This is a genomic window from Caballeronia choica (assembly GCF_001544535.1).
Taxonomy (GTDB): domain Bacteria; phylum Pseudomonadota; class Gammaproteobacteria; order Burkholderiales; family Burkholderiaceae; genus Caballeronia; species Caballeronia choica.
Genome location: NZ_FCON02000051.1, coordinates 38,697 through 52,126, shown reverse-complemented (window position 1 = coordinate 52,126; position 13,430 = coordinate 38,697). Strand labels below are relative to the sequence as shown.

13 protein-coding genes are annotated in these 13,430 nt (G+C 64.6%); 7 read left to right on the top strand and 6 right to left on the bottom strand.

Annotated features, from left to right (window positions below; all coding sequences use genetic code 11):
- Window positions 1-514 precede the first annotated feature (514 nt).
- The 3 genes from AWB68_RS21920 to AWB68_RS21910 form a co-directional block, all read right to left on the bottom strand.
- On the bottom strand, window positions 515-2,125 hold the full coding sequence (locus AWB68_RS21920) for a DHA2 family efflux MFS transporter permease subunit (protein WP_087646444.1): 1,611 nt from the start codon (window positions 2,123-2,125) through the stop codon (window positions 515-517).
- A 73-nt stretch (window positions 2,126-2,198) separates the two neighbouring features.
- Window positions 2,199-2,987 (bottom strand): ABC transporter substrate-binding protein, encoded by a 789-nt coding sequence (locus AWB68_RS21915; protein ID WP_200828757.1) that lies wholly within the window; start codon window positions 2,985-2,987, stop codon window positions 2,199-2,201.
- Between the two features lie 36 nt (window positions 2,988-3,023).
- Window positions 3,024-4,178 (bottom strand): methionine aminotransferase, encoded by a 1,155-nt coding sequence (locus AWB68_RS21910; RefSeq protein ID WP_087646443.1) that lies wholly within the window; start codon window positions 4,176-4,178, stop codon window positions 3,024-3,026.
- A 111-nt stretch (window positions 4,179-4,289) separates the two neighbouring features.
- On the opposite strand from AWB68_RS21910, the gene AWB68_RS21905 reads away from it, so the two are divergent.
- On the top strand, window positions 4,290-5,207 hold the full coding sequence (locus AWB68_RS21905; RefSeq protein WP_087646442.1) for a LysR substrate-binding domain-containing protein: 918 nt from the start codon (window positions 4,290-4,292) through the stop codon (window positions 5,205-5,207).
- Window positions 5,208-5,242: 35 nt separating this feature from the next.
- Here AWB68_RS21905 and AWB68_RS21900 read toward each other — a convergent pair whose 3' ends face one another.
- Window positions 5,243-6,403, bottom strand: coding sequence for a branched-chain amino acid ABC transporter substrate-binding protein (locus AWB68_RS21900; protein ID WP_087646441.1), 1,161 nt, complete (start codon window positions 6,401-6,403; stop codon window positions 5,243-5,245).
- Between the two features lie 15 nt (window positions 6,404-6,418).
- On the bottom strand, window positions 6,419-6,664 hold the full coding sequence (locus AWB68_RS46710; protein ID WP_125482997.1) for a hypothetical protein: 246 nt from the start codon (window positions 6,662-6,664) through the stop codon (window positions 6,419-6,421).
- A 21-nt stretch (window positions 6,665-6,685) separates the two neighbouring features.
- On the opposite strand from AWB68_RS46710, the gene AWB68_RS21895 reads away from it, so the two are divergent.
- The 3 genes from AWB68_RS21895 (at window position 6,686) to AWB68_RS21885 (ending at window position 9,146) form a co-directional block, all read left to right on the top strand.
- Window positions 6,686-7,132 (top strand): MarR family winged helix-turn-helix transcriptional regulator, encoded by a 447-nt coding sequence (locus AWB68_RS21895; RefSeq protein ID WP_087646440.1) that lies wholly within the window; start codon window positions 6,686-6,688, stop codon window positions 7,130-7,132.
- A gap of 104 nt (window positions 7,133-7,236) precedes the next feature.
- Complete coding sequence (locus AWB68_RS21890; protein ID WP_087646450.1) at window positions 7,237-7,944, top strand: SDR family oxidoreductase; 708 nt, start codon at window positions 7,237-7,239, stop codon at window positions 7,942-7,944.
- Between the two features lie 11 nt (window positions 7,945-7,955).
- Window positions 7,956-9,146, top strand: a complete 1,191-nt coding sequence (locus AWB68_RS21885; RefSeq protein WP_087646439.1) for a thiolase family protein — start codon at window positions 7,956-7,958, stop codon at window positions 9,144-9,146.
- A 57-nt stretch (window positions 9,147-9,203) separates the two neighbouring features.
- On the opposite strand, the gene AWB68_RS21880 is transcribed toward AWB68_RS21885, so the two are convergent.
- Window positions 9,204-9,617, bottom strand: a complete 414-nt coding sequence (locus AWB68_RS21880) for a YciI family protein (protein ID WP_087646438.1) — start codon at window positions 9,615-9,617, stop codon at window positions 9,204-9,206.
- Between the two features lie 195 nt (window positions 9,618-9,812).
- Here AWB68_RS21880 and AWB68_RS21875 point away from each other — a divergent pair, with 195 nt between their 5' ends.
- The 3 genes from AWB68_RS21875 to AWB68_RS21865 are packed head-to-tail and all read left to right on the top strand — an operon-like array spanning window position 9,813 to window position 13,333.
- Window positions 9,813-10,838, top strand: a complete 1,026-nt coding sequence (locus tag AWB68_RS21875; RefSeq protein ID WP_087646437.1) for a LacI family DNA-binding transcriptional regulator — start codon at window positions 9,813-9,815, stop codon at window positions 10,836-10,838.
- A 1-nt stretch (window position 10,839) separates the two neighbouring features.
- On the top strand, window positions 10,840-12,336 hold the full coding sequence (locus AWB68_RS21870) for a sugar ABC transporter ATP-binding protein (protein ID WP_087646436.1): 1,497 nt from the start codon (window positions 10,840-10,842) through the stop codon (window positions 12,334-12,336).
- Window positions 12,317-13,333, top strand: a complete 1,017-nt coding sequence (locus AWB68_RS21865) for an ABC transporter permease (protein ID WP_087646435.1) — start codon at window positions 12,317-12,319, stop codon at window positions 13,331-13,333. The genes AWB68_RS21870 and AWB68_RS21865 overlap by 20 nt, the downstream gene beginning before the upstream one ends.
- Window positions 13,334-13,430: the final 97 nt, after the last annotated feature.

The following is a 13,430-nucleotide window of genomic DNA, read 5'->3' as shown; positions in this document are numbered from 1 at the left end:
AGTGGACCAGCAGTCATTCATCCGGCTTCGCGCTACGCGCTCACCCGTCAGGCAAACTGAAACCCGAAACCCATCGCTGAATCTACGTCCTACGTTCGTGTTGCCGCTTGCTTCAATTCACCACGATTGGCAAACCTGTCGTCGGGCACGAAGTGCCATGACGGATGAATGACTGCTGATCCACTCCCTGTCGCGGTGCGACGTGCGCGCCTTTTCTACATGCCAACAACGGTGAAACCCCGCTAACGACACTCCCCCGGTTGGACCACTCCGACATAACGGTCTGGCGGCGCATGGCAAGGATTTGCGTTGTGAAGCTGCTTTCTTTGCTTACTTTCTTTGCAGCAGCAAAGAAAGTGAGTCCCGCCCCGGACAGGGGCAGAGCAAATAAACCAAAAACAAAGCAAGTTCCATAGGAGCCTGAGCGCATCAAACGGTTGAAGCCCGACCCCAACCCCGACCCGAACCCCGACCCGAACCCCGACCCGAACCCCGACCCCAAGCGCCAGCGCCCCTAATGCGCTCCAGCGGCAGCGCCCCCGCCGCCCCCTCCCCGAGCCCGCTTGGTAATCCAGATCAACGGAATGATCGCCAGAAAAATCACCGCCGATGCAAAGAAGATATCGTTCAGGCCCATCATCGCAGCCTGCGTGCTGACCGTAAAATTGAACATCCCGCGCGCCTGCGCATCGTTGACGTTCAACACCGCCTGCGACATCCCCACCGACTGCGCGAACGCCGGGTTATAAACATTCGCCAACTCGGTCAGCCGCTCGTGATGCAGCGCGATCCGATCGTCCCACGCATTACCGAACAGCGACGTCCCCACCGCGCCGCAAAACACGCGCGCGAAATTCGACAGGCCGGCCGCCGCCGGTATCTTCGAAGGCGGCAACCCCGACAACACAATCGACGTAAGCGGCACGAAAAAAAGCGCCATCGGAATGCCTTGCAGCAGCGTCGGCAACACGAGATGCCAGGTGTCGATCTCGATCACATACTTCGAGCGCATATAGAACACGATCGCGAACCCGACAAACGCCATCGTCGCGATCACGCGCGCATCGCTGCGCGGCAGCACCTTGCCCATCACCGGCGCGAGGATCACCGCGAAAATGCCAAGCGGCGCCGTCACCAGCCCGGCATCCACCGACCGGTAGTTCAGGTACTGCTGCATCCATTGCGGCAACAACACGAGATTGCCGAAGAACACGCCATACGCAACCGATATCGCAACCGTCCCGCCGAAGAAATTGCGTCCGGCAAAGAGCCGCAAATCGACGACCGGGTTCGCATCGGTCAATTCCCACACGACGAAGAACGCGAACGCGATCACCGCGACAATGCCCAGCACCACGATCACCGGCGACGAGAACCAGTCGAGGTCGCGGCCCTTGTCGAGCATGACCTGCAAGGACGCCACCCACGCGACGAGCAACACGAGCCCGATGGTGTCGATCGGCGCCTTGCGCGTCGCCGATTCGCGCTTGCGGTAGATGATCCACGTGACCGCCGCCGCGAACAGGCCGACCGGAATGTTGATGTAGAAGATCCACGACCACGAATAACTGTCGGTGATCCAGCCGCCGAGCGCGGGACCGGCAATCGGGCCGACGGTTGCGGTCATCGCCCATAGCGAAAGCGCCATCGACGACTTTTCCTTCGGATACGAGCCGAGCAGGATCGCCTGCGAGAGCGGAATCAGCGGCCCGGCGACCGCGCCCTGCAACACGCGCGCAACCAGCAATACCGGCAGCGTGGGCGCGAGGCCGCACAGCCACGACGAGATCACGAACAGCAGGATGGCGCCGACAAACAGCTTGATCTGGCCGATGCGCTGGGTAAGCCAGCCGGTCAGCGGAATGGAGACGGCGTTCGAGGCGGCGAACACGGTGATGACCCACGTGCCTTCGTTGACCGAGACGCCGAGGTTGCCGGAAATCGTCGGAATCGCGACGTTCGCGATCGACGAATCCAGCACGTTCATGAAAGTGGCGAGTGCGACGGCGAACGTCGCGAGGACGAGCTGGCCGCCTTGCAGCGGAGCCGGCGGCGGCGCTTGCGCGCCGGCGGGACCTTGCGGTGCGGGCGTGGGCGCGGCGGCGGTCGGTGGCGGCGTGCTCATGCGTCGGTTCCGATGAGATCAAGCCGCCAGTGTGCCAGCGCCGATAAAACGCTGCACGGCACCGCGCCGCGATTTACTTCGCGGAGATGTCGATGTCGCCGAGATATTTCTTCGCGTACTTGTCGATCGTGCCGTCGGCCTTGACCTTGGCGATCGCGGCGTTGAGCTTCGCCTTCAGCGCGTCGTCGCCCTTGCGCACGCCGTATGCGATGCCGCTGCCGAGGATCTTGTCGTCGCGCACCGCTGCGCCGACGAAGCTGTACCCCTTGCCGTCCGGCTTCGACAGGAAACCCGTCTGTCCGGCGGGGGCCAGCACGAGCGTGCCGTCCAGACGCCCGGCGACGAGGTCGGTATAAGCCTGGTTCTGGTCCTGGTACGCGACGACGTTCACGCCTTCGTTGGCCCAGTGCGCCTTGGCGTAGGTTTCCTGGATCGACCCCTGCAACACGCCGACGCTCTTGCCTTTCAGCGATGCCGCCGTCGGCTGCAATCCGCTGCCCGTCTTGGCGATCAGTTGCGTCGGCACGCGATATACGACCGTCGTGAAATCGATCGCCTGGCGGCGCTGGTCGGTTGCGTTCATCGCGGAGTTGATCGCGTCGAACTTGCGGCCCTGCAGCGCGGGAATCAGGCCGTCGAACGAGGTCTCGACCCACTTGCAGGTCATCTGCGCCGCGACGCAGACGGCATTGCCGACGTCGATGTCGAGCCCTTGCAGTTCGTCCGTCGACGACTTCGACTCGAACGGCGGATACTGCGCTTCGAGGCCGAAGCGCAGGGTGTCGGCGGCGAAGGCGGCGGTGCTGCCGAACGAGCAGGCGAGTACCAGCATCGCTGCCAGCTTGTGATTCAGTTTGATCATCGTGGGTTTCCTTTCTTGAGCGTTGGAACGTGAGCGTCAGATCGAGCACAGGCGGCGCGCGCCTTCGAGCAGCGTATCGTCGTCCTTCGCGAAGGAGAGGCGGATCACGCGATTGTCGGTGCCGTCGGTGTAGAACGCCGACAGCGGAATCGTCGCCACCCGCGCCTCGCGGATCAGGCGCAGCACGAAGTCGCTGTCCGTTTCGTCGGAGAACGCGCCAAAGCGTGCAAGCATGAAGAAACTGCCGGCGCTCGGCAAGAGTTCAAAACGCGAACCCGCGAGCGCGTTCGCGAGCAGGTCGCGCTTGTTCTGATAGAAAGGCCCGAGGCCGAGATAGCTGGATTCGTCGGCGAGCGCTTCGGCGAATGCGATCTGCATCGGCGTGTCGGCGGAGAAGGTCATGAACTGGTGGACCTTGCGGATCTCGGCGGTCAGCGCGGCGGGGGCGAGGCAGAAGCCGACGCGCCACCCCGTCACGTGATACGACTTGCCGAACGACGACACGATCACGCTGCGCTCGGCCAGTTGCGGATGGCGCGCCATGCTGTGATGCAGCGCGCCGTCGAAGACGACGTGTTCATACACTTCGTCCGAAAGCACGATGATCTGCGTGTCGCGCGTGAGCGCCGTGAGACGCTCGACGTCGTGCGCCGTGAATGCGCTGCCGCTCGGGTTGTGCGGCGAGTTGATGAGGATCATCCGCGTGCGCGGCGTGATTTTCGCGGCGACTTCGTCCCAGTCGATGTGGAACGTCTCCGGCGACAGCTTGATCGCGACCGGCGTTGCGCCCTGCAACTGCACGATCGGCGCGTAGCTGTCGAACGACGGCTCGAAGTAGATCACCTCGTCGCCGGGATGCACGAGCGCGCTGATCGACGCATAGAGGCCTTCGCTCGCGCTCGCAACCACCGTGACTTCGGTGCCCGGATCGTACTTCGCGCCGTAGAGCTTCTCGGTCTTGACGGCGAGGGCTTCGCGCAGCGCGACGACGCCCGACATCGGCGAGTACTGGTTATGTCCCGCCCGCATGGCTCGCGACGCGGCTTCGACCAGCTTCGGATCGCACGCGAAATTCGGCGCGCCTTGCGACAGGTTCAGCGCGTGATGCTCTTCGGCAAGCTGGCCGATCACGGTAAAAATGGTGGTGCCGACGTTCGGCAGTTTCGATTGGGGAATCCAGGCACTTTTCACGACGGCGGCTCCAGAGGCGGTTTCGATGATTCAACCGCGGCAATAAGGCGCGGACAATCGAAAGTTTGTCATACTAGCCATGATTACCGATCATGACTAGGGACTTTCCCGATGAAACCGCTTCCGTCGCTCGACGTGCTCAAAACTTTCCTGGTCGTCGCTCAGAAGCTCAATTTCACGCGCGCCGCCGACGTCCTCAATCTCACGCAGGGCGCGGTCAGCCGGCAGATTTCGGGGCTGGAGTCGCATCTCGGCTACGCGCTGTTCGTGCGCCAGGCGCGCGGGCTCGCGCTGACGCCGAACGGCGCGATCCTGCTTGCGCCGTTGCAGCAGGCATTCGCGCAGATCACCGAGGCGCTCGAAAAGAGCGGCGCGCAGTCGGGCACGTTGCGCGTGAAATGCCCGACCTGCGCGATGCGCTGGGCGCTGCCGCGCGTGATCCGGTTGCAAAACGAGCGGCCGGAACTGGTGGTGGAGGTGACTGCGGCAGTGTCGCATGGCATCGAGTTCAATGCCGAGCAGTTCGATGCGGCGATCGTCTTCGGCAAGCCGGCCCTCAAGGGCGTGACGATCCATCATCTCTTCGACGAAGTCCTGACGCCGGTTTGCGCGCCCGGCCTGTGGAAGGGCAAGAAGGGCCGCGCCGCGACGCTCGACGATCTCGCCGACAAGACGCTCCTGCATCCCACCCGAGACCGCCGCGACTGGTTGCGCTGGCTCGACGCGTACGGCTATCGCGGCTTGCCGTCGGCGAAGGCGCAGCACTTCGACACGCTCGATCTGGCGATTTCGTCGGCGATGCAGGGGCTTGGCGTCGCGATCGGCGATCTTTCGCTGATCGAGGAGGATTTGCGGGCAAAGCGCGTGATCACACCGTTTTCGCTTTGCGTGCCGAGCGGCGCGGCCTACTACCTGATCTATCCGGAGCGGCCGGCGCCGTCGCCGGCGTTGCAGCAGTTCGCGCAGTGGCTCGAAGGGGAAGCCGCGCAAACGCGTTCGAAGCTGTCGGGGTACTTGCAGGCGGCTTGAAGGACAGTTCAAGCCGCGCAGCAAGACTCGAGCGCTTACATCCCGCTCTTCGTCACGACCGGCACCCACGCGCCGTTCTTCACCTGATACAGCGTCGACGAGGCATTCTTCAGCGCGCCTTTATCGTCGAATGCGATCGGCCCGGTGATGCCGTCGAACGATACCTTCTGAAGCGCCGGGCGATAGACCTTCGGATCGATCGAATTCGCCTTCTGCATCGCGTGGACTGCGGCCCACGCGGCGTCATAGCCGAACGGCGCATACGAAAGGATCGCGACGCCGTAGCGCTTCTTGAACTTCTCGTCGAACGCCTTGCCGTGCGGCAGCTTTTCCAGCGGACTGCCGTATTCCCACGCCTGCGCGCCTTCGGACGCTTCGCCCGCGAGCTTCAGGAAGTCGGCGTCCATCACGCCGCCGCCGCCCACGAACTGCGCGTTCATGCCGAGCTGCTTCATCCGTTTCGCGACCGCCGCCGCCTGCCGGTCGAGTCCGCCGAAGAACACCAGGTCCGCGTTCGTGGCCTTGATGCGCGTGAGCTGCGCGCTGAAGTCGACGGTCTGGTTGTCGCTGAACTCGCGCGCGACGATCGTGCCGCCCTTCGACTTCACCGCCTTCTCGAATTCGTCCGCCTCGCCCTGGCCGAAGGCCGTGCGGTCGTCGATGATCGCGATGCGCTTGGCCTTCGTCGTCGTGACGGCGTAGAGGCCGGCGTTGCCCGCGTTCTGGGCGTCGCTCGAAATCACCGTGAACACGTTGGCGAAACCTTGCGTAGTGATCGTCGGATTGGTCGCGGCCGGGTCGATCATCGGAATGCCGGCGTTTTCATACACGCGCGACGCCGGCAGCGTCGTGCCCGAGTTGAAATGGCCGACCACCACGGCCACGCCGTCGTCGACCAGCTTCTGGGCCGCCTGCACGCCGACGCGCGGGTCGGCCTGGTCGTCCTCGGCGGCGATCTCGAAGCGCGCGGTCTTGCCGCCGATCTTGATGTTCTTCGCGTTGGCTTCGTCGAGCGCGAGCTGCACGCCATTTTGCAGGTCCTTGCCGTAGCCCGCGTTCGCGCCGGTGAGCGGCGCGGCAAAGCCGACCTTGACGGCGAGGTCCTCCGCCGAGGCCGCGAGCGGCACAACGGCGAGCGTGCCGGCGGCACAGGCCAGCATCCAGGCAAGCGGTTTCAAGCTCGTACGAACACGCATGGTTTCCTCTCCTTTTTAGTTGGCAACCGACTGGAACACGACCGGCATCGCTGGCGCAAGCAGGGCTTGCACCGAGGCGGACGATTTTTTGCTCTCCAACCCGCGCGAAACCGGATGCCCGGCAGCTATGCGCAATTTAGAAAACCAAATTCGCCGCGTCTTGGTTGTTCGTCGCACGGCGAGTGCGGATTTCGGCATAGGCGACAAATCGTGCGATGGTGGCATCGACTGCAGGTTTCTGCCGCGCTTGACAAAGTGCATATGCACTACTATCCTCGTTGCATGACTTCCACTTCAATCTCGAACCCGAACTCGACGTATATCGACTGCAACTGCTTCGCGATCCGGCAAGCGGCGCGCTACGTGTCGCAGTTGTACGAGCGCCATCTCAGCGAAGCCGGACTGACCGCCGCGCAATTCACCATCGTCGCGGCGATCGGGCGCAGGCCGGGCGTGCAAATGGCCGATCTCGCCGACGCGATGGTCATGGACCGCACGACGCTCGTGCGCGCGCTGAAGCCGTTGCAGCGGGACGGCATCGTCGATGCGGCGCCAGAGTCGTCCAGCACGCGTGCGCACGGTTTGCGTCTGAGCGCCGCCGGCAAGGAAACGCTCGCGCGGGCCGCGTTGCACTGGCGGGCGGCGCAGGCGGAATTCGAGCAGAAGTTCGGGCAGGAGCGCGCCCGGGAACTGCGCAAGTCGTTGTTCGCGTTGACGACGACGGATTGAAAAGGAAAGCAAAACAGGACCCGTCATGCGTCGGGTCCATTTTTTTTGAGCGCTTGGGTGCATATGCACTTTAAAAGCGAACGAGCTGTTGAATGGAGAAACACATGCAGATCAAAGGCAAAGTCGTACTTGTCACCGGCGCCAATCGCGGTCTCGGCAAGCAATTCGCGAAGTCGCTGCTCGAAGCCGGCGCGTCAAAGGTTTATGCGGCTGCGCGCGATCCGAAGAGCGTGAAGCTCGCGGGCGTGGAAGCAATCCGCCTCGACGTGACGAATCCCGACGACATCGCCGCAGCCGCCGAGCGCTATACGGACGTGCAAGTGCTGATCAACAACGCAGGCGCGACGACGCGCGGCGCGCTGATCGATCCGGCCTCGACAAAGGGCGTGCGCGATCTCTTCGAAGTCAACGTGATCGGCCCGATGGCGCTGACGCAGGCGTTCGCACCGATCCTCAAGCGCAACGGCGGCGGCGCGGTGGTGAACATCCTGTCGGTGCTGAGCTGGGTCGCGTTGCCCTCGGGCGGCGCGTACAGCGTGTCGAAGTCGGCGGCGTGGGCCGTGACCAACGTGCAGCGCCAGGAATTGCGCGAGCAGGGCACGCTCGTGGTCGGCGTCCATCCCGGCTACATCGATACCGACATGACCGCTGGCGTCGATGCCCCGAAGACCACGCCCGAACACGTCGTGCGTCAGGTGCTGGAAGCGGTGGAAAAGGACCAGGAAGAAGTGCTCGTCGATGAAACCGGGCGCGCGGTGAAGGAGTCGCTTTCGACCGCCACTCCGCTCTATCTGACCGGCATTCCGCGCTAAGGGAGAAGCTCATGAAATCGCATGAAATCGTATTGTGTCATCCGGTGCGCACCGCGATCGGCGCGTTCAACGGCTCGTTCCGCGACGTCCCCGCGACCGCGCTCGGCGCGGCCGCTGTGCGTGAGACGCTGCGGCGCGCGGGTGGCATCGACCTGTCGGCGATCGATTCGGTCGTGCTCGGCAACGTCATCCAGGCGGGCAACCGCATGAATCCGGCGCGGCAGGCGTCGGTTGCGGGCGGCGTGCCGGTGGCGGTGCCGGCGCTCACCGTGAACCGCGTGTGCGGCTCGGGCGCGCAGGCAATCGCGAGCATCGCGACTGAGATCGCGGCGGGCATCGCGCAACTGGGCATCGCGGGCGGCATGGAGAACATGGACCGCGCGCCGTATCTGCTCGACGGCGGCCGCCACGGCTACCGGATGGGCAACGCGGAGATCCACGACAGCATGCTGCGCGACGGCCTCGTCGATGCGTTCTCCGGCGAGCATTCCGGCTGGCACACGGAAGACCTCGTCACGCAACTCGACATCACGCGCGAAGCGCAGGACCGCTGGGCCGAACGTTCGCAGCAGCGTTTCGCGACGGCGCAGGCGAACGGCTGGTTCGATGCGGAGATCGTCGGTATCGACGTGAAGGCGGGCAAGCAGACAATCGCGTTCGCACGCGACGAACAACCGCGCCCCGAGACGACGCTCGCGACGCTCGGCCGCTTGCGTCCGGCGTTCCGGCCCGACGGCACGATCACCGCGGGCAATGCGCCGGGGCTGAACAGCGGCGCGTCGGCGATGCTGGTTGCCGACCGGCGAGCCGCCGATGCGCGCGGCATCGAGCCGTTCGTGCGGCTCGTGGCGTTCGGCATCGCGGCGGTCGAGCCCGGCATGTTCGGCCTCGGACCGGTGCCTGCCGTGCAGCAGGTGCTGCAACGCGCGGGCTGGTCGCTCGCGGATGTGGAGCGCGTCGAGATCAACGAGGCGTTCGCGGCGGTGCCGATCGCGGTTGCGCGCAAGCTCGGCTTGCCGGAGGACATCGTGAACGTGGATGGCGGCGCGATTGCGCATGGTCATCCGATCGGCGCGACGGGCGCGGTGCTGACGACGCGCCTCGCCCATGCGATGCGCCGTGACGGCATACGGCGCGCGATCGTGACGCTGTGTATCGGCGGCGGGCAGGGGATCGCGCTGGCGCTGGAAACTTTGAACTAAGCGACGAAGCGACGCGGAGCCTGCCGACCGGCAGGCTCCGCGCCAAGAGTCAGCCGCTTACTTCTTGCACCGCTGCATTTCCTCGAACCCGGCGGCGGCCTTCTGCACGTCCTCCGGGAAGTCCGCCATCTCGTGCACCTGCCTCACCTCGATCACCTCATTGTCCGAACCCGGACAGCGCTTCGCCCACTCGATCGCCTCTTCGCGCGACTTCACCTGAATCATCCAGTACCCGCCGACCACTTCCTTCGCTTCGGCGAACGGCCCGTCGGTCACGCGCGGCTTGCCGCCTTCGAACGAAACGCGCGCGCCCGTCGATGGCGGATGCAGGCCGTCGAGCGCGAGCAGCACGCCGGCCTTTTGCAATTCCTCGTTGTACTTCATCATGGCGGCGACGGCTTCCGCGCTCGGCATGGCGTCGGGCTTGGCGGTCTCGTAGCCGTGCGGGATCATCAGCATCATGAATCTCATTTGAAAGCTCCTTTGGTTAGTCTTCCGGCGGGCGAACTATAGCGCTCCCGACAATACGACGGCCCGCACCTCGAGAAATCGACATGACCTGTCAAATTGCTTCTCCGCGTTTGTCCCTATCTGATTCCTGTTGCTAACGCAGCGCAGCACATCCAATAATGTAATCCATTACATTTTCGTCAGCGACAGGCCGCGATGACCGTCTCCGAGACAGCCCGCCCGATCGAGGAAGTGTCGATTGCCGATGTCGCCGAGAAAGCGGGCGTGTCGGTCGCGACCGTATCGCGCGTGCTCAACGGCCATACCAACGTGCGCCAGCCGACGCGCGAAAAAGTGCTCGCCGCCGTCGCGGAAAGCGGCTACCGGATCAACGAACTCGCGCGCAACTTGCGCACGGCCGAAAGCCGCCTGCTCCTCACGATGGTTCCCGACTTCGGCAACCCGTTCTACGCGGCGATCGTGCGCGGCATCGACAGCGTCGCGCGCCAGAACGGCTATTTCATGCTGCTGTGCGACACCGGCGCCGACCCCTTGCGCGAGCGCAGCTACTTCGACTTGCTGCGCGGCCGCCGTGCCGATGGCGCGATCTGTCTCGATCCCGCCGCCGTGCAGAAGGCGCTGGCCGAAGAGGCATCGGCGCTGCCGTGGGTCGCGTGCTGCGAGTTCGATCCGGCGGCGGGCGTGCCGTTCGTCGGCATCGACAACCACGCCGCTGCCGGCGATGTCGTGCGCTACCTGATCGGACGCGGGCATCGCAAGATTGCGCTGATCAACTCGGGCCACGGCTATCTGTACGGACGGCAGCGTTTCGAGGGCTATCGCGATGCGCTGCACGCAGCGGGCATCGCGCCGCATCCGGCCTGGCAGATCGACCTCGACAGCCTCGACTACACGGCGGGCGAAGAAGCGGCGCGGCAACTCGCATCGCTCGGCGACAACCGGCCAAGCGCGGTCTTCGCCGTCTCGGATACGTTGGCGATCGGCGTGATCAACGGCCTGCGCGGCGTCCAGTTGCGCGTGCCGGAAGACGTGGCGGTCGTCGGCTTTGACGACATCGCGGTCGCCGCGCACATCGATCCGCCGCTGACCACCGTCGCGCAGCCGATGCAGGAACTCGGCGAAACGGCCGCGCATCTGCTGCTCAGGCGCCTGCGCGAACCGAGGGTGCACGTGCCCGGCGTGCTGCTGCCGCACCAGCTGATCCTGCGAAGGAGCGCGTGACATGAGCCTGGCCGTGCACTTCGACGCAATCGAAAAGCAGTTTGGCCCGGTGCGCGTGCTGCACGGCGTGAGCTTCGATCTCGCACCCGGGCGCATCTATGGATTGCTCGGCGAGAACGGCGCGGGCAAGTCGACGCTGATGAAGATCCTCGCCGGCTACGAGCGCGCGAGCGCGGGCACGATGTCGGTCGGCGGCGTGCCGGCGGCGTTCACCAGTTCGCGCGAAGCCGAGAGCGCCGGCATCGTGCTGATCCACCAGGAGCTGAATCTCGCCGATCACTTGAGCATCGTGCAGAACATGTTCCTCGGGCACGAGAAGCGTCGCGGCTTCCTGCTCGACGAACCCGCGATGCGTGAAGCGGCGCGTGCGCGCCTGACCGATGTCGGCCTGCACAAGAATCCGGATACGAAGGTGCGCGACCTGATCGTCGCGGAGAAGCAACTGGTCGAGATCGCGAAGGCGATGCTGCGCGAAGCGCGCCTGCTCATCATGGACGAACCGACCGCGACGCTCACGCCCGCCGAAACGCAGCGTCTCTTCGCACTGATGGCGCGCCTGAAGGAAGACGGCGTGACGATCGTCTATATCTCGCACAAGCTCGACGAAGTGGAGCGCGTGACCGACGAAGTGATCGTGATGCGCGACGGCCGCTTCGTCACCCGCGCGCCGACCGCCGAACTCACGCGCCACCAGATGGCGAACCTGATGGTCGGCCGCGAAGTGTCGGACATGTTTCCGGCCAAGCCGGCGCTTGCCGCCGATGCGCCGGTCGCGTTGCAGGTGGAGGGCGTCAGTGTGCCCGGCTGGGCGCACAACGTGAGCTTCTCGGTGCGTGCGGGCGAGGTGTTCGGCTTCGCGGGACTCGTCGGCGCGGGGCGCACGGAACTGTTCGAATCGCTGATCGGCGTGCGGGCGCGCAGCGCGGGTCGCATCTCGCTCGACGGCAAGCCGCTGGGGGCGCGCCGGCCGCGCAATCCGCTCGACGCCATGAAGCACGGCATCACGTACCTGAGCGAAGACCGCAAGGGCCGCGGCCTGCACGTCGACATGGCGCTGAAGGACAACCTCACGATGATGACGCTCGAACGCTACGCGCATCCGTTCATCGACGGCGCCGCCGAACGCGAAGCGCTGAAAAAGGCGGTCGGCGATTTCGGCATTCGCACCGGCAATCTCGCGAGCCGCGCGCGCATGCTGTCGGGCGGCAACCAGCAGAAGCTCGCGCTTGCCAAGTTCCTGCATCCCGATCCGCGCGTGATCGTGCTCGACGAGCCGACGCGCGGCGTCGATGTCGGCGCGAAACGCGACATCTATTTCCTGATTCACCGGCTCGCCGCCGAAGGGCGCGCGGTGATCGTGATTTCCTCCGAACTGATCGAGCTGATCGGCTTGTGCCATCGCGTCGCGGTGATGCGCGCGGGCGAGCTGGTTGCGACGCTCGGCATCGAACACCTGACCGAAGAGAGGTTGATCGCGCATGCGACCGGCACACACTGAAGGCGCCGAACGAAGCGGCCGCATCGGCAGTTTCGCGCGGCGGTTGCACGGCATCGGGCCGCTCGTCGGGCTGATCGCGCTGTGCATCGGCGGCACGCTGCTCAACGGCGACTTCGCCACGTTCGACAACGCGATGAACGTGCTCACGCGAACCTCGTTCATCGGCATCATCGCGGTCGGCATGACGTTCGTGATCATCTCGGGCGGCATCGACTTGTCGGTCGGTTCGATGGCCGCGCTGATCGCGGGCACGATGATCTGGATGATGAACGGACTCAAGCAAGGCATGGGCGGGCATACGTTCGCGCCGCTCACGATCGTCGCGCTCGGCATCGTTCTAGCCCTTGTTTTAGGGGGTCTTTTCGGTCTTGCGCATGGTTTGCTCGTGACGAAGGGACGCATCGAACCGTTCATCGTGACGCTTGGCACGCTCGGCATGTTCCGCGCGTTATTGACATGGCTTGCCGATGGCGGCGCGCTCACGCTCGACAATTCGCTCGCCGATCTCTACGGCCCGGTTTATTACGCGAGTCTGTTCGGCGTGCCGGTGCCGATCTGGGTGTTCCTGATCGTCGCAGCGGGCGGCACGGTCGTGCTCAATCGCACGGTGTTTGGCCGGCACGTCCAGGCGATCGGCTCGAACGAGCAGGTGGCGCGCTATGCGGCGATTCGCGTCGATGCCGTGAAGATCGTGACCTACGTCTTGCTTGGACTGTGCGTGGGCGTTGCGACGGTGCTCTACGTGCCGCGCCTGGGCTCGGCCACTCCGACGACGGGCCTGCTCTGGGAACTCGAAGCGATCGCGGCGGTGGTCGTCGGCGGGACGGCGCTCAAGGGCGGCGAAGGGCGCGTGGTTGGCACCGTGATCGGCGCGGTTTTGCTGTCGGTGATCGGAAATATTCTGAACTTGACGAGCATCATCAGTGTGTATCTGAATGCGGCGGTGCAAGGCGCCGTGATCATTTTTGTGGCCTTTTTGCAGCGTAGCCGGCGGTGAGGTTTTTTCGTGTTTACACCGTCTGATGTTTTTGCGCTTCTACTGAACTTGTTTTGTTTTTGGTTTATTAGCTCTGCCCCTGTCCGGGGCGGGACTC

Coding starts and splice junctions, on each gene's coding strand:
- AWB68_RS21895 (WP_087646440.1), top strand. CDS start 6,686: ATGACTTCCACTTCAATCTCGAACCCGAACTCGACGTATATCGACTGC.
- AWB68_RS46710 (WP_125482997.1), bottom strand. CDS start 6,664: ATGCACTTTGTCAAGCGCGGCAGAAACCTGCAGTCGATGCCACCATCG.
- AWB68_RS21885 (WP_087646439.1), top strand. CDS start 7,956: ATGAAATCGCATGAAATCGTATTGTGTCATCCGGTGCGCACCGCGATC.
- AWB68_RS21900 (WP_087646441.1), bottom strand. CDS start 6,403: ATGCGTGTTCGTACGAGCTTGAAACCGCTTGCCTGGATGCTGGCCTGT.
- AWB68_RS21890 (WP_087646450.1), top strand. CDS start 7,237: ATGCAGATCAAAGGCAAAGTCGTACTTGTCACCGGCGCCAATCGCGGT.
- AWB68_RS21880 (WP_087646438.1), bottom strand. CDS start 9,617: ATGAGATTCATGATGCTGATGATCCCGCACGGCTACGAGACCGCCAAG.
- AWB68_RS21905 (WP_087646442.1), top strand. CDS start 4,290: ATGAAACCGCTTCCGTCGCTCGACGTGCTCAAAACTTTCCTGGTCGTC.
- AWB68_RS21865 (WP_087646435.1), top strand. CDS start 12,317: ATGCGACCGGCACACACTGAAGGCGCCGAACGAAGCGGCCGCATCGGC.
- AWB68_RS21920 (WP_087646444.1), bottom strand. CDS start 2,125: ATGAGCACGCCGCCACCGACCGCCGCCGCGCCCACGCCCGCACCGCAA.
- AWB68_RS21870 (WP_087646436.1), top strand. CDS start 10,840: ATGAGCCTGGCCGTGCACTTCGACGCAATCGAAAAGCAGTTTGGCCCG.
- AWB68_RS21915 (WP_200828757.1), bottom strand. CDS start 2,987: ATGATCAAACTGAATCACAAGCTGGCAGCGATGCTGGTACTCGCCTGC.
- AWB68_RS21875 (WP_087646437.1), top strand. CDS start 9,813: ATGACCGTCTCCGAGACAGCCCGCCCGATCGAGGAAGTGTCGATTGCC.